Source organism: Thermococcus waiotapuensis, assembly GCF_055384795.1.
In genome coordinates, this window is record NZ_AP042429.1 from 682,987 (window position 1) to 702,197 (window position 19,211).

Here is a 19,211-nt window from a genome sequence, read left to right on the forward strand (position 1 = left end):
TACTTTTGAGGGGGACTAACTCAGATGAGCCTGGTATTCCAACCCCTTGAGAAGGAAGAATCCGTAAGGCCCTTTGACGGTTTCCCCTTCGATATCAAGCTGGGTAGCTCCCTCGCCGTTCTTTTCTCCGAGCCCCTTTCCCAGGCTGTGTTTTTGGCCCATCTTGAGGCCGCTCTCCTCGAAAAGGGGGAGGTTTACCATGTGAGCGTGGGCAGGACGTCTGCTCCCCCCGTGAACAGGCTCCTGGATAGTACGAAGGGCTTCTACTTCGCCAGAACAACCAGATTTGAGGACGTTTTAATGGCTTCCCGCGAAATTCCGGCGGGGTCGTCCCTGGTGGTCGATGGATTTCCCGCCCTTTTGGGCATCAGTTCTGAAGGTTTGCTGGAGCTCGTTGATGAATCCGGGTCGAAGAACATCACCCTCGTTCTTTCCCATACCCCCGTTGTCTTAAACGAACTCGACCTTCCAGGGGAGTTTCAGAGGAACTTTTTAGTTCCCGAGGTGTTTGACTACCTCCTCGCCATAAGGAGCGCTTCCTATCGGAACCACTATAGAATGGGCATCTCCGCCCTTAGGCTCCCCCTGGAGTGGATCTCTCTCACGGGGGAACACACGATACCCGCTGACTCGGCAATAAAAAGGGTTCTCTGAAGAATAAAAGAAAGGGGATTTCTCACTCCCTTCTCCTGAGGAGGAGTGGAGCCACTGCCAGGCCGATTATGGCCGCTGGCCCGCAGATTCCTCCACCACCGCTGGTAGTTGTTGTGGTGGTAGTGGTGGTTGTCGTCGTTGTAGTCGTGGTTGGCCTGGTGGTAGTTGTTGTGGTGGACTGAGTCGTGGTAGTTGTTGGTGCGGTAGTGGTTGTGGTCGTTGTAGTAGTGGGCTGGGTCGTAGTGGTAGTTGTTGTAGTGGTTTTTGGAGTAGTTGTGGTAGTCTTAGTAGTCGTGGTTGTCGTCGTAGTAGTTGTGGTGGTTGTGGTAGTTGTCGTTGTTGTAGTAGTGGTCGTTGTCTCGCTTTCGCTCACGACAAGGATAGCCCAGTGGAGGATGTTGGTGACGAACTGAGGACCGTCAAGGTTGATGCCATAATATAGGGGGCTCCAGGTTGGTTCGTAGTCCCCGTAGGGGCTCTCGCCGCTGACTATGAGAACGCTCTTTTTGCCGTTATCAAGGGGAACGAGCTGAGCGGCCAGGAGCGTGAAGACTCCGGTCTCGTTGGCTTTGTAAGCCACGGCAGGGGGATCGGAGTTCTCCACTATTTTTCCGTTCTCCGTTGTCACGACTATCCTGTACGTCAGCGGCGGTTTTGAAGTCCCGGTGAGCGGGTGCCAGTTGCCGTTTTCGTCAACCCATGCGACAACACCGGGGCCATGGTAGAGGACCTTTCCTCCGTTGGAGAGGTTTTTGGTTATCTCAGACAAGAAAGGTGTATCCACATCTGGCACAACATTGGCAATAACGCGGAAGCCGGCTTTGGCGTTGCTGCTCGGGTCTTCAACGGAACAGAGATCGAGCCTGAGGTTTCCGTAGCCGAGTCCCTCCAGTATCGTGTTCGTGATGTTCTGTCTCTGAACACCTGCTGAGCCGTAATCACTATCGCCCGCTATCCAGAGGACTTTGTTGCCCCCGGCAAACCACCGGGAAATCGCCTGTATCTCCTCCGGGGATAAAGGCTGGGAGGGCTGGCCCAGAATGAGGACATCAACACCCGCGAGGGATTCGAGGGTTATGTTGCTCCCAAGATAGTGGATTTTATTACCACTTGCACTGACCAGGCTGTCGTTAGCACCGAAGTACGCCCAGGTCAGGTCGGGTATTCCATCAACTATCGAGGGCGCGATGATCTTGCTCTTGTTGTTGTAATCGGTCACAGGCTCGATGAGGTATTTGGCGTTCTCCCCGTGCGCAAGGTCAACCGCCACGGTGGTAGCGCTGACCATTGCAGAACCTAAGAGGCCCAACAAAACAACCGCTGCAATTAAAAATCCCAGTCCCCGCATGGTACCACCCCTTGAAGGACTTTCATTTTATTGGGGTTCCGTGTCTTTATCAAGTTTTCTATAAAATCCCGCCGAACTTCCAGGGGAATCAAACCCTCGGAGGACCTTTTTAACTTCCTCAAGCCCAACCCTGGCAGTCAGGTCTATGTTTATCGGCGTCACGCTGACCTTCCGCTCAACTTTCAGGGCGTAGGCGTCAGTCCCAGGCTCGAATTCCGTCTTTTGCCTTCCGACTATCCAGTAGTAGGGGTGCCCCCTCGGGTCTATTCTCTCCTCAACGGTCGGACAGTAGCGCTTTCTGGCGAGCCTGGTTATGGCGAGGGGTGTTTGAGGGGTTGCGTCGCCCGGGACGTTGATGTTGAGCATGTCAACGCCCTCTGGAAGGCCATTCTCCAGTATTGCCCGGGCTATTTTCTTGAGGAAATACGCCGAAGCCGAGAAGTCGATTCCCTCCCCCTCGCCGAGTGTCTTCTTCCGGTCTACCTCAAGGCTTATCGCAATGCTGGGAATCCCGTGGGTCGCTGCCTCAATTGCGGCAGAAGCGGTTCCAGAAACGGTTATCTCGGTGCTCAGGTTCTCGCCGAGGTTTATACCGCTGACGGCAAGGTCGAAATTTCCAAAGCGCGCTATGGCGAAGATTACGCTATCAGTTGGGGTGCCGTCCACCCCGTAAGCGGCCTTAGCTCCGGGGATCTCAACGCGCTTTACCCGTATGGGCCTGTGGAGCGTCATCGCCCTCCCGCTGGCGCTCCTCTGGAAGAGCGGGGCGACCACGTAAACCTCCCCCAGCTCATTCAGGGCTTTTACAGCCGCCCTAATCCCGCTGGAGTTGATGCCGTCGTCGTTGGTTAGCAGGATCCTCATGAACAGGAGTTCCCGGGTTTTCTTTTTTAGGCTTCCGGTTGGAAGCAACGTTTTTATACTTTTGCACGTTTATATACACTGAGGGTGATACATGTGGAGCTCTTAGGATCATGGGCAAAAATAAACAAAGATGACCTCCTAAGGAGCCTCAGCGGAAGGGAAGGCTTTATCCTGCTTATTGCCTCGGGGATTCCTCCGGTTCTGTTCTCAAACGGAAAGCCCGTTGGCGGGCCGGTTAACCTCCCTGCCATCATGGAGAGGGTTAGAATATACTCGCTCAGCAAATTTGAGGCCTTAGATTTCCTTCACGGTGAGCTCAAGCTCCCGGAGCCGGAAACTCCAGAGGAGAGCCCCGGGGAGGAAGCTCCCCAGGAAGTCCCTGGATCGGTTACCCTCACGCTCAACCTCTCCCTGCCTCCGGAGGTTCTGGTGCCCGTTGAGAACGGGGTCGTTGAAAGTGTGAGGCACCTGTTCCAGCGAAAGAAGGTGGCAATACAAAGCATCAGCGGGTCCGGGAAGATCAGGCAGGGGTTTTCTGGAGCCAACATTCTCCTCTTGAGGATAAAGGTCGAAGGCTACTCAACCGAGGAAGTAGAGGCCAGTGAAGTGGCGGAGGCGATAAAGTCACGCGTTGAGAGGATCCTCGGCCTCAAGACGACCGTAACTGTGGAGGAATTGAAGTTAAAACGTGTCGACAGGCTTCCAGCTTTGAGGATATACCCCGCAGGAGCATCAACTTCCGCGGCGGCAGGGTTCTCGAGGTTCCCCTCTCATCAGCCGGCGCCCCTCCTAAGGTGGACAGGACGAAGCTTGAGATGGAAGTAACGAAACTCCTCCGGGATGCTGGCATTTCGGAAGAGTTGCTCTCCATAAAGGAGAGCGAAGGCAAAAACCAGGGAGTGCAAATTGTCGAGAACACGATCACCTCGGAAATCGTGAGGGTCAATGGGATAACTTTGAACTGGATTAACGTGACTCAGGGCGAAAACGGCTACGAACTGGTTCTGGGAATAAGCAGAACATCGGCGAGCATTTCAGACGCTTCGATAGTTGAGGCGGTTAAAACTGCAATTAAAAAAGCAGAATCCGAGGCGAGTGCAAGGGGCCTGGGTGGAAAGTTCAGGAGGGCCTACGTTGTTATAGAAAAGGACATATACTGAGGGCCCCGCGGTTTTCGGGCGTCCCTCAAATTTAAAAACTTCCTTCCTATGCCGACTCAGGTGAGAAAATGACCTACTGGACGAGCGAGGACAACGTGGCCGGAAAGCCGGGAACGGCGCTTTTCATTATCCTCCCGACGATAGGTTGCTACCGCTTCAGGATTGGGAAAGCGTGCTACATGTGCGCCTACCCTGCCTCGGCCCCGGAAGTTAGGTGGAGTCAAGAAGCTATAGTTGACTACTTCCGCGAGGCGCTGAAAAAGATTGAAGGGAAGAAAGGGCCTTTCGCGGTGAGGATTTTTACATCGGGCTCGTTCCTCGACAACGGCGAGCTCAAACCTGAGACGAGGAGGAAAATTTTTGAAATCCTTTCAAAGATGGACAGCGTTGAGGAGATAGTCATCGAGAGCAGGAGCGAGTTAGTTCGCTACGATGCCGTTAAAGAATTAGCTGAGCTAATCCCGGACAAGCACTTCGAGGTCGCCATCGGCTTAGAAACTGCCAACGACGACATAACGGAGGTTTCAATCAACAAAGGCAACACCTTTTCCGACTTCGTGAAGGCCGCTGATGTAACCCACAAGGCTGGAGCCAGGGTCAAAACCTACCTCCTGCTCAAGCCGGTCTTCCTGAGCGAGAGGGACGGGATAAGGGACGCTAAGGAGAGCATAATCAGGGCCGAGCCCTACACGGACACCTTCTCGATAAACATCACCGACATACAGAAGGGGACCCCCTATGAGGGTCTCTGGGAAAGGGGAGAGTACCGCCCGCCCTGGCTCTGGAGTGCGGTTGAGCTCCTCATCTGGGCCAAGAAGAAGTTTCCGGGGAAGAGAATCCTCAGCGACCCGGTGGGGGCGGGCTCGCCAAGGGGGCCGCACAACTGCCTGAGCGATTACGATAAGGCCATTGGAAGAGCCATAAAGAAGTTCTCTGCAACTCAGGACTTAAGTTACATAGAAAACCTCAGGCCCGAGTGCCGCGGGCGCTGGGAGTACATAGTTGAGAACGGCCTCCTCGACTGGCAGCTGGTGACCTGGTGAACTTCCTTCGCCGGAGTGCATTTGCCCCCACATCTTTTTCTTGCCGCGCATAAGCCCGCCGATACTTCTTTTAGGAACACTGATGTACATCTGCGAAACCTTTAAATTTTGACAAACGTAAACTGGCCAGCGAATCGCGGGTGATGGTTATGGCAGACGTCAAAACCACAGTTGAAAAGAACGGCTACCTCGTGGCAGGTAAGGCCGAGGGAATAGTTGAAATCGACGTCGATACTTTTCTCTGCAAGGGCTGTGGAATATGCGTCGAGATGTGCCCGAGGAAGGTCTTCGAGTGGAGCAAAGAGCTCAGCGAAAAGGGCGTGCATTACCCTGTCCCGGTCAACGCCGAGAAGTGCGTCAAATGCAAGCTCTGCGAGCTCCTCTGCCCGGACTTCGCCATCGCGGTAAGGTGGTGACCATGATAATCCGCGGCGACGAGCCCGAGCAGGTCAGGCTCATAAAGAAGCTTTACAAGCCGGGCAACTACTTCATGCAGGGTAACGAGGCCGTTGCATACGGAGCAATCTTCGCGGGTTGCCGCTTCTACGCCGGTTACCCCATAACGCCTTCGAGCGAGATAGCCGAGACGATGGCCCGGGAGCTTCCGAAGCTTGGCGGCTACTACCTCCAGATGGAGGACGAGATCGGTAGCATTGCCGCCATGATAGGCGCCTCCTGGACGGGTCTGAAAGCCATGACGGCAACCGCTGGCCCGGGCTTTTCTTTGATGCAGGAAAACATAGGCTACGCCATAATGACTGAAACGCCGATAGTAATCGTTGACGTCCAGAGGAGCGGGCCCTCAACGGGACAGGCCACCAAAGGGGCGCAGGGGGACTTCTTCCAGGCCAGGTGGGGAACCCATGGAGACCATTCGATAGTTGCAGTCTCCCCCACCAGCGGGCAGGACGCCTTCTGGGAGACGATAAGGGCCTTCAACATAGCGGAAAAGCTGAGGACACCGGTTGTTGTGCTCTTTGACGGTATTTTAGCACACACGAGGGAGCTCGTCAGGATTCCGGATATAGAGGAGGTCGAGATAGCCTACCGCAAGCTTCCGGAGAATGAGGCAGAAGCCAGGCTCCCCTTCGGGGACCCGCACGGCGACGGCGTCCCACCGATGCCGCTCTTCGGCCACGGCTATTTCACCCACGTCACGGGCTCAACCCACAAGGAGAACGGCCTGAGGGATGTCTACACTCCGGAAGTCCACGACAGGCTCGTGAGGAGGCTCCAAAGAAAGATAGAGCAGAACCGGAAAGTTTACGAGAAGTACGAGGAGCATTTCACGGACGACGCTGAAATCCTCGTCGTCAGCTGGGGAGTAACTGCCCGCCCGGCCCTCGGCGCTATTCTCAGGGCGAGGGAAGAGGGAATAAGGGCAGGCCTCTTCGTTCCAAAGACCGTCCACCCGTTCCCCGGTGAGAGGATGAGGGAGCTTGGAAAGCGCGTTAGGGCAATCCTAGTGCCGGAAATGAACCTCGGCCAGATGATAATCGAGGTGGAGCGCTACATAAACGACGACGTCCTGCTTAAGGGTATCAACAAGATAGGTGGAGTTCCTTTGACCGTTGAGGAAATCCTGCGTGAGATAAGGGGTGTTGCCTGATGGCCAGGGAGATCTACTCTAAGTATCCCCTCATTAAGTATCTGAGGAAGGAGGCCCTTCCCACGGCCCTCTGCCCCGGATGTGGGGGAGGAACCGTCCTGAACGCCTTCGCCAACGCCGTTGACCAGCTCAAGATTGACCCGAAGGAGATAGTGGTGGTGGGTGGAATCGGCTGCTCCGCGTGGATAGCCTCGCCGTACTTCTTAGCTGATACACTCCACACGACCCACGGGAGGGCTATAGCCTTCGCAACAGGCGTTAAGGTCGGCCTGCCGGACAAGAAGGTCGTCGTCATAAGCGGCGATGGCGATTTAGCAAGCATAGGGGGAAACCACCTCATCCATGCCGCGAGGAGGAACGTCGACATAAAGGTCATCCTCGTCAACAACTTCATCTACGGCATGACCGGTGGACAGGTTGCTCCTACAACTCCTTTTGGTGCCAAAACCACGACAACGCCATACAGGAACATCGAAAACCCGCTCAACATAAGCGAAACGGTTGCGGCTGCGGGAGCGAGCTATGTGGCAAGGTGGACGACTGCGCACGTCTACCAGCTCATAGAGAGCATAAAGAAAGCTTTGACCGTTAAGGGGTTCTCGCTCGTTGAAGTTATCTCGCAGTGCCCGGTCCAGTTCGGAAGGAGGAACCAGATGAAGGAGCCCGCTGAAATGCTCCGCTGGTTCCTCAAGAACAGCGTGCCGGTGAGCAAGGCTAAGAACATGAGCGAAGAAGAGCTTAAGGGCAAGTTTGTAATAGGCGAGTTCGTCAACAGGGAGAGGCCGGAGTTCGTCACGGAGCTTAACAGGCTGGTTGATGAAGTCCAGGAGCACTTCGGGCTTAAGGGTGAATGAGATGGGGCTGTACGACCTCGTGGGCAGGAGAATCAGAGAAGCCTTCGGAGAGAGGGTCGAGGAAGTCATAATCTTCGGCTCAAGGGTTAGGGGAGATTTCAGGCCCGACAGCGACCTTGGCGTTCTCCTCGTGCTGAGGGACGGGATAAAGCCAGAGGACTGGGACGGGATTGGGGAGCTGAGCGCCGAGCTGACCCTTAAACTCGGAGTGTCAGTCATGATAGTGCCCCACGGGCCAAGGGAAGACAGCCTTTATACCACCGCGAAGACGGAGGGTTTAGCCGTATGAACGAGATAGATGCCCTCATTCGGAAAGCGGAGGAATGGCTCCAGGCCAGCGGGGAACTCCTTGAGAAGGGACACTACATGTTTTACTGCGCAAGGGCTCTCCTGCTCTCGAAGGGAATTGTGCCGAAAAGCCACGCTGGTGTTCATGCCCAGCTCGGAAAGGAGTTCGTAAAAACGGGAGAGCTGCCACCTAAGCTGTACACCGGCTACTCTAAGGCCCCCAACATGCGCCGCACGGCGGACTACGATGCTTTTGTGGAACACAGCGAAAGTGAAGCCCACGAGGTCGTTGAGTACGCACGGGAATTTTTGAAGTTCACGAAGTCTTATCTGGAGGGATTGAGGAATGCAGATTAGGTTCGCCGGTATAGGTGGCCAGGGCGTTGTCCTGGCCGGTTTAATCCTCGGGGAGGCGGCTGCGATAGAGGGCCTCAACGTTCTCCAGGCCCAGGACTACAGTTCTGCCAGCAGGGGAGGCCATTCCATAGCCGATGTTATAATCTCTAAGGAGCCGATTTACGACGTGATTGTGACTAAGGCGGACGTTCTCGTGGCTTTAGCCCAGCTCGGCTACAACACCGTTAAGGACTCCCTCAGGGAGGGAGGCCTGCTCATCGTTGACACAGACCTCGTGAAGCCCGACAGAGATTACATAGGCGCACCCTTCACGAGACTAGCTGAGGAAACAACAGGACTGGCTTTGACAGTCAACATGGTGGCCCTGGGCTACCTTGTGGCCAGGAGTGGCATCGTGAAGAGGGAAAACGTCGAGGAAGCAATCAGGAGGCACGTTCCAAAGGGAACCGAGGAGATAAACATCAGGGCTTTTAGAGCAGGGTTTGAGGAGGGGTTGAAATGAGATACCCCTTTGTCGTTGGAAGGTCAGACTTCATTCAAGGAGACGAAGCCATAGCGAGGGCGGCCATTCTGGCCGGCTGCAGGTTTTACGCCGGCTACCCAATTACACCGGCGAGCGAGATATTCGAGGCGATGGCCCTCTACATGCCGCTCGTTAACGGTGTAAGCATACAGATGGAGGACGAGATAGCGAGCTTAGCCGCGATAATAGGTGCCTCCTGGGCAGGGGCGAAGGCTATGACAGCAACGAGCGGCCCGGGCTTTTCTTTGATGCAGGAAAACATAGGCTACGCCATAATGACTGAAACGCCGATAGTAATCGTTAACGTCCAGCGCGGGGGCCCGAGCACCGGCCAGCCAACGCTCGCGGCACAGGGCGACATAATGCAGGCCATCTGGGGAACGCACGGCGACCACAGTCTCATAGTGCTCTCCCCGTCCACGGTCCAGGAGGCCTTTGACTTCACGATAAGGGCCTTCAACCTCGCGGAGAAGTACAGGACGCCCGTCATTCTGCTCACGGATGGTGAGATAGCCCACATGCGCGAGCGCGTTTACATACCAAACCCGGAGGAGATTGAAATCGTTAACAGAAAGCTCCCGGCAAACGAGGAAGAGGCCAAGCTTCCCTTCGGAGACCCGCACGGCGATGGCGTCCCACCGATGCCGATATTCGGCAAGGGCTACCGGACGTACGTTACAGGCCTGACCCACGATGAGCACGGCCATCCAAAGACCGTCGAGCCAGAAGTCCACGAGAGGCTCATCAGGAGGATCATAGACAAGCTGGAGCGCAACAAGGCCGATATCATCACATACGAAACCTTTGGGCTTGAGGATGCCGAGATAGCGATAGTTGCAACGGGAATAGTTTCGCGCTCGGCCATGAGCGCCGTCAAGATGCTCCGCGAAAGGGGAGTTAAGGCGGGATTTCTCAAGCTCAACACGATATGGCCCTTCGACTTTGAGATGGTTGAAAAGCTGGCGGAGCGGGTTAGGAAGATCTACGTTCCCGAGATGAACATGGGGCAGCTCTACCACCTCGTCAGGGAAGGGGCCAACGGTAAGGCCGAGGTGGAGCTGATAAGCAAGATAGGCGGAGAGGTTCACACACCGATGGAGATCATCGAAAGGGTGGTGAGATGATGTACCTGAAGTCCTCCTACGAGATCCGCGACAAATACCTCAGGAAGGACATGCTTCCGACGATATTCTGTCCTGGCTGTGGGATAGGCAGTGTTCTCCAGTTCACGCTCAGGGCGATAGACGACCTCGGCCTAAACCAGGACGAGATAGTCTGGGTGAGCGGTATAGGCTGTTCATCCCGCGTTCCCGGCTTTGTGAACTTCGATGGCTTACACACGACCCACGGGAGGGCTCTGGCCTTCGCCACGGGGATAAAGCTTACAAACCCTGACCTCAAGATAATCGCCTTCATGGGCGACGGCGATGCCGCTGCGATAGGTGGCAACCACTTTATCCACGCCATAAGGAGGAACCTCGACATCACGGTTATACTCATCAACAACTTCACCTACGGAATGACCGGTGGCCAGGTTGCGCCAACAACACCCAAGGGCTTGAAGGGAACGACAGCTCCCTACGGCCAGTTTGAGAACCCCTTCGACATCGCCCAACTCGCCGTTGCCTCCGGGGCGAACTACGTGGCCAGGTGGACGGTCTTCAACTACCTCCAGGGCATCAACAGCATAAAGAAGGCCCTTCAGAAGGAAGGCTTCACGCTGGTGGAGTTCCTCTCTCCCTGTCCAATAGGCTTCGGAAGGAGGAACAGGATGAAGACTTCGCCCGAGCTTATCCGCTGGTACCAGGAGATAACGGTTCCGCTCGCGAAGGCCAAGAACATGAAGCCGGAGGAGCTCGAGAGCAAGATAGTCATAGGTGAATTCGTTGACAGGGACAGGCCGGGCCTCGTGAGGGAATACCGGGAGTACATAAAGCGCGCCAAGAAGATGATGGGGTGGGAGGAATGAGGAAGGAAATCCTCTTCAGCGGCTTTGGAGGTCAGGGTGTCATCCTGGCGAGCGTCATCCTCGGAAGGGCCGCGGCCGTTTACGAGAACCTTTATGCGGTCCAGACCCAGAGCTACGGGCCGGAGTCGAGGGGCGGGGCCAGCAGGGCGGAGGTTATCATCAGCGACGAGCCGATAGACTACCCAAAGGTCATAGCTCCTGACTGCGCGGTCTTCTTTTCGCAGGAGGCCTACAGCAGGTACCTCCAAACTGTCAAGCCGGGTGCAAAGGTGATAATCGAGAGGGACCTCGTGCCGCACAGGGATTTTGAGTTCGAGAAGAAGCTCAACGTCATAGCCCTGCCCCTGACGGAGATAGCCGAGGAGACCACCGGCCTGAGCCTCACCATGAACATCCTGGCCCTCGGAATTCTCACGGCCTGGACTGGGGTAGTGGGCAGGGAAGCCATAGAGAAGGCAGTCTTCGACACGATTCCAAAAGGCACGGAGGAGATAAACCTCAGAGCCCTCAGGAAGGGCTTTGAGCTGGCCGAAAAGTTCAAACCCTAGCTTTGATGGCTTTCCATTCTTCCCTTGACTCTTCAGGCAAACGTTTTCGCCCGTGAACTGGGCTTTGTTCTCGGTGATTTCAAGAAACCCTTAAAAGACTCCCCGGGAAGCTGGTAGCATGAGGCCTGAAGACGAGAAGTTCATGCGCCTTGCCCTCGAGCTGGCTAAAAGGGGAGAGGGCTGGGTGAACTCAAACCCGATGGTCGGGGCGGTGATAGTCAAGGACGGCGAGGTAATCGGCGTCGGCTGGCACAGAAAGTTCGGCGAGAAGCACGCGGAAGTCAACGCCATAGAGGACGCCAAAGCCAAAGGCCACGACGTTAAAGGCGCCACCATGTACGTAACCCTTGAGCCCTGCTCCCACTGGGGGAAGCAACCGCCCTGCGCCGACCGGATAATAGCAGAGGGCTTTAAGCGGGTCGTCGTTGCGATGAAGGACCCGAACCCCCTCGTGGCCGGGAGGGGGATAGAGAAGATGAGAGAAGCCGGGATAAAGGTTGAAGTCGGTCTCCTCGAAGAGGAAGCCAGAAAGCTCAACGAGATCTTCATCAAGTACATAACGGCGAAGATGCCCTTTGTCTCGATCAAGCTCGCCCTGACCCTGGACGGGTTCATAGCGACAGAGAGCGGCTCCTCCCAGTGGATAACCGGTGAAAAGGCCCGGGAGAGGGTTCAGGAGCTGAGGAGAAGGCACATGGCGATAATGGTGGGCTCAGGGACTGTCTTAGCCGATAATCCAAGGCTCAACTGCAGGCTTGAGAACTGCCCGCCGAAGGTCAAGGTGATCCTCGACCGCTCCGGCAAAGTGGCGGAAGAGGTGAGGAAGGGAAGGAATTTCAGGCTCTTCGAAGACGGTAGAGTGATCTTCTTCACGGAGAGGCCTGAGAAGTTCGAGGGGATAGCTGAGGCCTACCCGATAACAGGGCCAGAAGAAATGCTGAGGAAGCTCGGAGAACTTGGCATAGACAGCGTCCTAATAGAAGGCGGCAGAATAGCCTGCCAGTTTTTAAGCTACGCCGACAAGTTCTACCTCTTCTATGGGCCAAAGCTCTTCGGCAGAGGGATTAAGCCCTTCGAGTGCCTGAAGGTTGAGGACGCGAACGGGGCACCGGTTTTGAGGATAGAGTCAGTGGAAAAGCTCGGGGAGAGCTTTTTGGTCACGGCTTATCCGGGTGGTGAGGATGTTCAGCGGGATAGTTGAGGCAATCGGGAAGGCCCGCTACTCTGCAGGAAAACTCCACGTGGAGGTCCCCTTTGAGGTTAGACCAGGTGATAGTGTGGCAGTGAACGGCGCCTGCCTTACAGTTGTGGACTTCGACGGGAAAGAAGCTACCTTCGACATTGGCGAGGAGACCCTTGCGAGGACGAACCTGAGGGAGGCGAGGGTGGTGAACCTCGAGAGGGCCATGCCGGCCAGCGGCCGCTTTAACGGACACATAGTGACCGGCCACGTTGATTGCACAGTAAGGTTCATAGCGAAGAGGACGAGCGGGAACACGACGTGGATGGCCTTCGAGATGCCGCCCGAAAGGTGGGGCGTCGCCGAGAAGGGTTCCATAGCTTTGAACGGCGTCTCTCTAACCGTTGCGAGGGTCGAAGAGAGCCGCTTCTGGATCCAGGTGATCCCCTACACGCTGGAAAAGACTAACCTCGGCCTCCTGAGGCCCGGAGAGAGGGTTAACTACGAGATTGACGTCATAGCGAGGTACGTTAAGGAAATCATCGCGAACAGTAAGTGGAGTAGAGAGGCTCGATTACACGGGCTATTCGGCTGAAGTCCTCGTGTGTTCCCTGAAGGACCAGACGGTAAAGGTTGAAGCCGATGTGCCGGAGTGGATCGACTCGAACGCTGCGTTCTACATTACCTATTCCCACCTGGACTACCTTGGGCTCCTCTGGGAGGAGATAAAACGAAGTGGCGAAGGGTGTCGCAAACGTCTCCCTGCAGACGGGTGTGCCTGTCATCTTTTCATAACTGTCGAGGATGAGCTCCAGGGCCTGGACAGGGCGGGGATAGGGTCAGATGCATAAAGCCCAGAGCGCCGGGTCGATGGGTTGAAGTAGTTTCTTTTGCCTCATTCCTTTCCGCAGATCACGCCCTTCCCCTCGCACCTATCAACCTCGAGCTGAACCGTTACGTGGGTTATCCCGTACTTCCTCAGCCTTTCCTCGACCTCGTCTACTATGGCCTGGCCCGCGCTTACCGGCATGTCGTCAACCTCAACGTGGCACTCGAAGTGGATTTCCTTCTCTCCGATCCTCCAGGCGTGGAAGTGGTGGGCGTTTCTCACCCCGGGTATTGACTCTACCTCCCTTTTTATCGCCCCGAGGTCGAGCTCCGGGGAGGCCTCCATAAGGACTTCAACGCTTCCCCTCAGTATTTCATAGCCCTCCCTCAGGATGTAGAGTGAAATCAAGACCGTAACGAGCGGGTCAACCCAGGTGAGGTTCCATTTGATTATGAGGACTCCACCGATGACCACTGCCACAGAAGATAGCGTGTCGCCCATGAGGTGCAGATAGGCGGAGCGGACGTTCATGCTCTCGTGGGCGTGGCCGTGGAGGAGGAGAACGGAGATTACGTTGGCGGCAAGGCCTGTTAAGGCAACCGCCAGCATCAGCGGCCCCCCTATCGGCTTGGGGTATTTGAAGCGCCCGTAAGCCTCAACAAGGAGGAAGAGGGAAACCCCAACGAGGACGGCGGAGTTTACGAAGGCAACCAGGATTTCGGCTCGCCTATAGCCAAAGGTGTACTTCTCGTTGGCCTTTCTCTCCCCTATTTTTATCGCGAAATAGCTCGCGAGGATGCTCATCGCATCGCTGAAGTTGTGGAGGGAATCGCTGAGGAGGGAGAGGCTTCCCGAGAGGATTCCGCCGATTACTTCGGCAATCGTGATGACCAGGTTAAGGATTATCGAGAAGGCCATCCTTCCCTTAAGCTCGCCGTGGTTGTGATGGCCCATTCTCTACCACCATGTTTCGGTGAGGTGAAAGGACTTAAAAATGTTTTGAACGTTAAGATTGAAATCTCAACGAAGCCCCCGCAGGGCGTCCCTCACTTTCATTGGGGTATCAAGGATGACCATCTTAACCCCCGCTGAGTCCAGGATAATCCTGCCTTTCGGGCAGTCTGTTCTCGATATTATAGCTCTGACGCCGAGGTTTACCAGGAAGAGGACAACTTTGGGGCCTGCGCCAGAAGGCTCCCGCCTGTAGGGGTTCTCGATGACTTTAACATCCCTTACAGCTCCGCCCTCGACCTCAACAAGCGTAAAGGTTTCAGCCCTAACGAGGCTCTCGTGAACCTCATCATCGAGGCCACCTTTGAACGTGGGAACCGCGACCAGCGTTTTCACCACCGGGTGAGATTGAATGAAAGCATTTTTAAGTTTGCCTCCAAAGGTTTCCGGTGGTGTTATGGAGAGGCTTGAATATAAAGCCGAGCTTGAGTGGGACGGAAACGTTGGGAGCACAGCTAAGGTAAGGGAGTTCACCTTCAAAATTGACACCAACACCGACGGCCGCAACAGCGGGCCCAATCCCACCGAATACCTCCTCTCTGCCATAGGGGGCTGTCTAACCGTAAACTGGGGGAGGCTCATCAGGAAGATGCGTTTAAACGTTGATGGCTTCAAGGTCGAGGTCCGGGGCTGGAGGAACCTCGAGGAACCCCAGCTGAGGGAGATAACTTATAAAATCACCGTTATCACGAGGGAGCCGGAGGAGAAGATACTCCGCGTGAAGAAGCTCGCCGAGAAGTATGGAACTGTCTTCAACACAGTCGGAGCGGAGAAAATAAATGGGGAAGTCGAGATAGTCAGGCCTAAGTGAACCTCTTTTCCAGCACCCTCCTGTGAACCGTCCCCCTACGAAAAAGAAGGCCACGCCGAAGAGGATTAGCATTCCAAGGTCGATCCAGAGCGGAAGGTAACCTTTTCCGAGCGAGTGCCTTAGGGCATCGACGTAGTAGGTCAGCGGTGAGACGTAGGAGACGAGCCTTCCATAGGGAGGAAGGCTCTCCAGCGGGACGAATATGCCGCTTATGAAGAGGAGCGAGAACTTCACGAGCGAGGTCAGCATCATCACATCTGCCGGAACGTCGGGTGGCGGATAAGACGAGAGGAACACCGTCATCGCCGAGAAGGTCCCATCGTGGGGCCAACGGCGGTCGAAGTAAAGAAGGCGGTCATGGCGGTTAGGCCCACGAAAAGCTGCTCCCCGGAGAGGTTCCTGCCGATGAGGAAAGCTGGGAAGAGGAAGAAAGGAAAGATAAGGCCCATTATCACTACAGGCCCCTTGAGATAGAAGATGAGCATATCCTTCTTGGCTATCGCGAAGGAGCGCTTTAGCTGCTCAATCATTTTTACCACCCACAAGCTCCATGAAAACGTCCTCCAGAGAGGGCGAGAGTGTTCTGAGGGGTTAAACTGCATCGGCTCGAAGCTTACCTCAACTGAAACGTGCCCCTTAACGAGCTGCTTGAGCTTCTCCGGAGTGTCCATCGCTATGAGCTTCCCCCTCCCTGATTATGCCAATTCTCTTCCATAGCTCGCTCTCATTCATGTTGTGGGTTGTTAAGGATATCGTCTTTCCAGCTTTCTTCTCCTCTCTGATTACGTCCTTTATGAGGCGCGCGCTTATGACGTCGAGGCCGCTCGTAGGCTCGTCGAGGAAGTACAGCTCAGGGTCGGCAATCATGGCCATCGCAATGATTAATCGCTGTCTCATTCCCTTTGAAAACCCCTGACCTTAATGTTCCGCTTTTCGTAGAGGTCGAAGGTCCTGAGGAGCTTAAGTGAGCGCTTTTCTATTTCTGCCTTCGACATCCCGTAAAGCTCGCCCATCAGGCGAAGGTTCTGCATGGCCATTAAATCAACGTAAGGGTTAGCCATCTCGGGGACGATGTCTATCTTTCCCTCGCCTTTATCTTTCCCGCTCGTTGAGCATGTCATAGCCGAGAACCCTTATCTCCCCGGCGTTCGGCTTTAAAACTCCCGTGAGCATCCTTATTGTGGTTGTCTTGCCAGCGCCGTTAGGACCGAGGAAGCCAAAAACTTCGCCGGACTTAACGGAGAAGCTTATTCCTTTAACGGCCTGAAACGAGCCGTAGTACTTCACAAGGCCTGAGACCTCAATCGCATTCATCCTTCACACCAAGGTGAAAACATCTTCAACGATTAAAAGGCTTTCCTCCTTGAATTTTCAGGTTGATTTCCATTTTCGTCATCCTTTGGAGATGTAAAGCCCGTCAGGAATACAGCGAGCCCCATCAGGAAAGCTACAAGGTTGGGAGGACGAGCTGTTTCTCCTGCCCGCTGAGGTGCTGGGGGCTTGTCAACTACGAGGGGGAGATGCTTCCCATAAACCTCTGTCGGGGGACCTTCCCGGCCGCAACCTTCACGCTGAAGTTAGAAGATCCGGAGCTGGCCTGGAGGATATACAGGAAGTGCCAGAGCGAAGGCCTTGACATGATGGGCACTGTGGCAGTTGTGGCCTGCGCGTCGAGGCTCGGAAAGGTAAAGCTCGGAAGTGAAGAAATCATCAACTTCATCGAGACGATCGTGAAGCAGGAGGGGGAAGGTGATATTTTCGCGGAAGGGGTCAAGAAGGCGAGCGAGCAATTTGGAGTTCCAACTGTTTATGTCAAAGGCGGAATGGAGTCATGGAGCAGCAACGTAAGGCCGTTCGTTGGCTCTGCTTTAATTTCGGCGGTTGCCGACTCAGGCAGCGTTAACAGGGCGCTCTATGCCTTCCCGGAGTTCCAATACTATGCCAAAAAAAGAGGCCGAGAAGATGGCCACCATGTTCGTCAGGGACGTGGAAGCGGCCTATCCATGGAGCTATTCGGAAAGCAAGGTCCGCCCCGCAGTCCTCTGGGAGAACCTGCATATAATAGCAGACTCCCTCGCCGTCTGTGTCATAGCGCTCCTAACGACTCCACTTAAGCTCTGGGCCGGGGCGTATAAAGCTGTAACCGGGGAAGGAATAAGCGAAGAAGAGCTCATGAGAACCGCTGAGAGGATAAGGACGTTTGAGGGGCTCTTCACCCTCAAGTACGGAAACGGGAAGGACGATTTATCTCCGAGGCTCTTCGAGGGCGAAGTTAAGCTCGACAGGGAAAAACTGGAGGAAATGAAAAGGGTTTATTATTCGCTTAGGGGGATGGGATGAGAACGGCGTCCCAACACGGGAAACCCTTGAAAAGCTCGGTTTGGGTGATTTAGCATGAGGCACGTTGTTATAGGCGCCGGTGGGCAGAAACAGCCACCGCCGAGACCATAAGGGCGAACTCCGAGGATGAAATTTACTAAACAGAGAGAAGACCCCTGTCTTACTACATAGAGGGAACCGTGAGGCGGGAGAACCTCTTCATCTGGAACTGGCACTTCGTCCAGGCTGAATGGGGCGCAGCTCGTCGGTAAGTATGCGCTCCAGTATGCTGGGGCGATCGAGTACCTCGCTAGGACGAGAAGGGAGGTAAAGATAGATTCCATGAGCGACACGAAGTCTTTCGTGAAAGAAGTCTGGGAAAAGGTAAAGGCCGAGGCTTAGTTGAAGGAGACCGTCTTGAATGAGACTTTGTCAAGTTCATCTTTTCTTCCCATAGTATATGTTAAGAGCGCCTCTGATGGCTCTTTTCAATATAAAGCCGTGCCTCTCAACGATGTCTTCCAGGAGAACCTTCGGTCTCAGATAGAAGGAGAGATAAGCCTTCCTCAGCATTTTGGCTATACCAGCCGGAGTGAAGTACTTCAGCTTCATCACGGGGTCTACGGTGGTATACTTCTTCCAGTTCCTGGTCAGAAGCAGGTTGTTTTGAAGTGCATAGGCCCAGAGCCGTGTTCCAGGGTAGGGTGTCGCTATAGTAAACTGGGCAAAGTTTACTCCAACTTTTTTGGCAAACTTTATGGTAGTCTCGACTTCTTCCCGTGTTTCATCAGGGAAACCGATTATAAATGACCCAAGTGCCATCAGCCCTGCCTTTTTGGCGGTTTTAACGGCGTCAATTGACTGTTCCGGTGTGATACCTTTTCCTATGAAGTCCAGTATCCTCTGGTTTCCTGACTCTATTCCAAAGTAGACGGTGTGGCAGCCCCCTGCTTTTATCGCCTTCGCTACCTTTTCGTTGAAAGTGTTTACTCTTGAAGATGCAGTCCACGTTATGTCAAGTCCTTCTTCTTTTATTTTTTCCGCTATCTTAATTGCTCTGACCTTGTTGAGAGTGAAGGTATCGTCAAGGAACTCTATCTCTCTCCTGCCATACTCGTAGCGGAGTATCGAAAGTTCCTCAATGACCCGCTCCACACTATGGCCACGCCACCTCTTGCCAAATTGGAGAGAGGAGGAGCAGAAGGCGCAGTTGAAGGGACAACCCCTGCTCGTCATTATGGTTCCAAACGGTGTCCCATCGGCGACGTACTTATCCATTGGGAGAAGGTCGTATGACGGTATTGGGATCTCGTCCACGTTCTGTATTAGTGGTCTGGGAGGTTCGTTCCGTATTTTGCCGTTTTCCTGGTAGGAGAGCCCAAGAATACCCTCTAGCGGACGATCTTTGTCAAGGGCATCGACGAGCTCCTTGAAGGTTAGCTCCCCTTCTCCCCTCACAACGGCATCTATGCACGGGCACTCCCTCATCGTTAGCTCCGGCGTAAAGGTAACGTGGGGACCACCTATTACGACGAAAACGTTTTCGTTGAGATTTTTGGCTATTTTTGCGACTGCGTAAGCGTCATATATTGCGGAAGTCGTGGCAGTTATCCCTACCATGTCTGGGTCGTAGCGTTTTATTATCTTCATAACATCCTCAAACGTCAGCTCCTCTGCTATTCCGTCGATTATCCTGACGTCATGTTCCTCGCGAACCATCGAGGCAAGGTATGCGAGACCCAGAGGTGGCCCGGTGGTGCCCACGACCCTTTTTATTGCACTGTCAGTGGGAGGGAGCATCAAAAGGATCCTCAACTTCGAGACCCCCCTTTAATGTACAAAAG

At 54.6% G+C, this 19,211-nt stretch carries 26 protein-coding genes and 2 pseudogenes; 18 read left to right on the forward strand and 10 right to left on the reverse strand.

The window, feature by feature from the left end; translation table 11 throughout:
- Positions 1-24: 24 nt before the first annotated feature.
- Positions 25-654 (forward strand): hypothetical protein, encoded by a 630-nt coding sequence (locus ACZ47M_RS03780; RefSeq protein ID WP_315340229.1) that lies wholly within the window; start codon positions 25-27, stop codon positions 652-654.
- Positions 655-676: 22 nt separating this feature from the next.
- On the opposite strand, the gene ACZ47M_RS03785 is transcribed toward ACZ47M_RS03780, so the two are convergent.
- The gene (locus ACZ47M_RS03785; protein WP_315340230.1) at positions 677-2,002 is read right to left on the reverse strand and encodes a CGP-CTERM sorting domain-containing protein; all 1,326 of its coding nucleotides are present in this window, start codon (positions 2,000-2,002) and stop codon (positions 677-679) included.
- 27 nt (positions 2,003-2,029) lie between these two features.
- Positions 2,030-2,866 (reverse strand): 5'/3'-nucleotidase SurE, encoded by an 837-nt coding sequence (gene surE / locus ACZ47M_RS03790; protein ID WP_315340231.1) that lies wholly within the window; start codon positions 2,864-2,866, stop codon positions 2,030-2,032.
- A gap of 84 nt (positions 2,867-2,950) precedes the next feature.
- Between surE and ACZ47M_RS03795 the strand changes: the two genes are divergently transcribed.
- From ACZ47M_RS03795 to ACZ47M_RS03860, 14 genes are all read left to right on the forward strand, one after another.
- Complete coding sequence (locus ACZ47M_RS03795) at positions 2,951-3,691, forward strand: hypothetical protein (RefSeq protein WP_315340234.1); 741 nt, start codon at positions 2,951-2,953, stop codon at positions 3,689-3,691.
- The gene (locus tag ACZ47M_RS03800) at positions 3,661-4,026 is read left to right on the forward strand and encodes a hypothetical protein (protein WP_315340236.1); all 366 of its coding nucleotides are present in this window, start codon (positions 3,661-3,663) and stop codon (positions 4,024-4,026) included. The genes ACZ47M_RS03795 and ACZ47M_RS03800 overlap by 31 nt, the downstream gene beginning before the upstream one ends.
- A gap of 68 nt (positions 4,027-4,094) precedes the next feature.
- The gene (locus ACZ47M_RS03805) at positions 4,095-5,069 is read left to right on the forward strand and encodes an archaeosine biosynthesis radical SAM protein RaSEA (RefSeq protein WP_315340238.1); all 975 of its coding nucleotides are present in this window, start codon (positions 4,095-4,097) and stop codon (positions 5,067-5,069) included.
- Positions 5,070-5,218: 149 nt separating this feature from the next.
- Positions 5,219-5,485, forward strand: coding sequence for a 2-oxoglutarate ferredoxin oxidoreductase subunit delta (locus tag ACZ47M_RS03810; RefSeq protein ID WP_315340989.1), 267 nt, complete (start codon positions 5,219-5,221; stop codon positions 5,483-5,485).
- Between the two features lie 2 nt (positions 5,486-5,487).
- Positions 5,488-6,678, forward strand: a complete 1,191-nt coding sequence (locus ACZ47M_RS03815) for a 2-oxoacid:acceptor oxidoreductase subunit alpha (protein ID WP_315340992.1) — start codon at positions 5,488-5,490, stop codon at positions 6,676-6,678.
- Positions 6,678-7,532, forward strand: coding sequence for a 2-oxoacid:ferredoxin oxidoreductase subunit beta (locus ACZ47M_RS03820; protein ID WP_315340240.1), 855 nt, complete (start codon positions 6,678-6,680; stop codon positions 7,530-7,532). The genes ACZ47M_RS03815 and ACZ47M_RS03820 overlap by 1 nt, the downstream gene beginning before the upstream one ends.
- Position 7,533: 1 nt before the next feature.
- Positions 7,534-7,821 (forward strand): nucleotidyltransferase family protein, encoded by a 288-nt coding sequence (locus tag ACZ47M_RS03825; protein WP_315340243.1) that lies wholly within the window; start codon positions 7,534-7,536, stop codon positions 7,819-7,821.
- Positions 7,818-8,177, forward strand: a complete 360-nt coding sequence (locus tag ACZ47M_RS03830; RefSeq protein WP_315340246.1) for a HEPN domain-containing protein — start codon at positions 7,818-7,820, stop codon at positions 8,175-8,177. The genes ACZ47M_RS03825 and ACZ47M_RS03830 overlap by 4 nt, the downstream gene beginning before the upstream one ends.
- Positions 8,167-8,679, forward strand: a complete 513-nt coding sequence (locus tag ACZ47M_RS03835) for a 2-oxoacid:ferredoxin oxidoreductase subunit gamma (protein ID WP_315340249.1) — start codon at positions 8,167-8,169, stop codon at positions 8,677-8,679. The genes ACZ47M_RS03830 and ACZ47M_RS03835 overlap by 11 nt, the downstream gene beginning before the upstream one ends.
- Positions 8,676-9,824, forward strand: a complete 1,149-nt coding sequence (locus tag ACZ47M_RS03840; protein ID WP_315340252.1) for a 2-oxoacid:acceptor oxidoreductase subunit alpha — start codon at positions 8,676-8,678, stop codon at positions 9,822-9,824. Before ACZ47M_RS03835 ends, ACZ47M_RS03840 begins: the two co-directional genes overlap by 4 nt.
- The gene (locus ACZ47M_RS03845; protein ID WP_315340995.1) at positions 9,824-10,669 is read left to right on the forward strand and encodes a 2-oxoacid:ferredoxin oxidoreductase subunit beta; all 846 of its coding nucleotides are present in this window, start codon (positions 9,824-9,826) and stop codon (positions 10,667-10,669) included. Before ACZ47M_RS03840 ends, ACZ47M_RS03845 begins: the two co-directional genes overlap by 1 nt.
- A complete protein-coding gene (locus tag ACZ47M_RS03850) occupies positions 10,666-11,217 on the forward strand; it encodes a 2-oxoacid:ferredoxin oxidoreductase subunit gamma (RefSeq protein WP_315340254.1) in 552 nt (183 codons plus the stop codon). Before ACZ47M_RS03845 ends, ACZ47M_RS03850 begins: the two co-directional genes overlap by 4 nt.
- 118 nt (positions 11,218-11,335) lie before the next feature.
- Positions 11,336-12,418 carry a bifunctional diaminohydroxyphosphoribosylaminopyrimidine deaminase/5-amino-6-(5-phosphoribosylamino)uracil reductase RibD gene (gene ribD, locus ACZ47M_RS03855; RefSeq protein ID WP_315340256.1) on the forward strand — a complete coding sequence of 361 codons (1,083 nt, stop codon included), beginning with the start codon at positions 11,336-11,338 and terminating at the stop codon, positions 12,416-12,418.
- Positions 12,399-12,992, forward strand: coding sequence for a riboflavin synthase (locus ACZ47M_RS03860; protein WP_315340997.1), 594 nt, complete (start codon positions 12,399-12,401; stop codon positions 12,990-12,992). The genes ribD and ACZ47M_RS03860 overlap by 20 nt, the downstream gene beginning before the upstream one ends.
- Positions 12,993-13,292: 300 nt before the next feature.
- On the opposite strand, the gene ACZ47M_RS03865 is transcribed toward ACZ47M_RS03860, so the two are convergent.
- Both ACZ47M_RS03865 and ACZ47M_RS03870 read right to left on the reverse strand, forming a co-directional pair.
- Entirely contained in the window at positions 13,293-14,180 is an 888-nt protein-coding gene (locus tag ACZ47M_RS03865; RefSeq protein WP_315340261.1) for a cation diffusion facilitator family transporter, read from the reverse strand.
- Between the two features lie 66 nt (positions 14,181-14,246).
- Positions 14,247-14,576 carry a NifB/NifX family molybdenum-iron cluster-binding protein gene (locus ACZ47M_RS03870; protein WP_315340263.1) on the reverse strand — a complete coding sequence of 110 codons (330 nt, stop codon included), beginning with the start codon at positions 14,574-14,576 and terminating at the stop codon, positions 14,247-14,249.
- Positions 14,577-14,634: 58 nt separating this feature from the next.
- Between ACZ47M_RS03870 and ACZ47M_RS03875 the strand changes: the two genes are divergently transcribed.
- Positions 14,635-15,048, forward strand: a complete 414-nt coding sequence (locus ACZ47M_RS03875; RefSeq protein WP_315340266.1) for an OsmC family protein — start codon at positions 14,635-14,637, stop codon at positions 15,046-15,048.
- 171 nt (positions 15,049-15,219) lie between these two features.
- On the opposite strand, the pseudogene ACZ47M_RS03880 reads toward ACZ47M_RS03875, so the two are convergent.
- From ACZ47M_RS03880 to ACZ47M_RS03900, 5 genes and pseudogenes are all read right to left on the reverse strand, one after another.
- A pseudogene (locus ACZ47M_RS03880) lies at positions 15,220-15,351 on the reverse strand (ABC transporter permease); the annotation flags it as partial.
- Positions 15,348-15,578 carry a hypothetical protein gene (locus tag ACZ47M_RS03885; RefSeq protein WP_315340267.1) on the reverse strand — a complete coding sequence of 77 codons (231 nt, stop codon included), beginning with the start codon at positions 15,576-15,578 and terminating at the stop codon, positions 15,348-15,350. The pseudogene ACZ47M_RS03880 and the gene ACZ47M_RS03885, both read right to left, overlap by 4 nt.
- A gap of 106 nt (positions 15,579-15,684) precedes the next feature.
- Complete coding sequence (locus ACZ47M_RS03890) at positions 15,685-15,945, reverse strand: ATP-binding cassette domain-containing protein (RefSeq protein WP_315340270.1); 261 nt, start codon at positions 15,943-15,945, stop codon at positions 15,685-15,687.
- Positions 15,942-16,169 carry a P-loop NTPase family protein gene (locus ACZ47M_RS03895; RefSeq protein WP_315340273.1) on the reverse strand — a complete coding sequence of 76 codons (228 nt, stop codon included), beginning with the start codon at positions 16,167-16,169 and terminating at the stop codon, positions 15,942-15,944. The genes ACZ47M_RS03890 and ACZ47M_RS03895 overlap by 4 nt, the downstream gene beginning before the upstream one ends.
- Entirely contained in the window at positions 16,141-16,362 is a 222-nt protein-coding gene (locus ACZ47M_RS03900) for an ATP-binding cassette domain-containing protein (RefSeq protein ID WP_315340275.1), read from the reverse strand. The genes ACZ47M_RS03895 and ACZ47M_RS03900 overlap by 29 nt, the downstream gene beginning before the upstream one ends.
- Positions 16,363-16,424: 62 nt before the next feature.
- Between ACZ47M_RS03900 and ACZ47M_RS03905 the strand changes: the two are divergent.
- Positions 16,425-16,889: pseudogene (locus ACZ47M_RS03905) on the forward strand (aldehyde ferredoxin oxidoreductase C-terminal domain-containing protein); the annotation flags it as partial.
- A 97-nt stretch (positions 16,890-16,986) separates the two neighbouring features.
- Positions 16,987-17,388 (forward strand): aldehyde ferredoxin oxidoreductase C-terminal domain-containing protein, encoded by a 402-nt coding sequence (locus ACZ47M_RS03910; RefSeq protein WP_315340278.1) that lies wholly within the window; start codon positions 16,987-16,989, stop codon positions 17,386-17,388.
- Between the two features lie 417 nt (positions 17,389-17,805).
- Here ACZ47M_RS03910 and ACZ47M_RS03915 read toward each other — a convergent pair whose 3' ends face one another.
- On the reverse strand, positions 17,806-19,182 hold the full coding sequence (locus tag ACZ47M_RS03915) for a B12-binding domain-containing radical SAM protein (RefSeq protein ID WP_315340281.1): 1,377 nt from the start codon (positions 19,180-19,182) through the stop codon (positions 17,806-17,808).
- Positions 19,183-19,211: the final 29 nt, after the last annotated feature.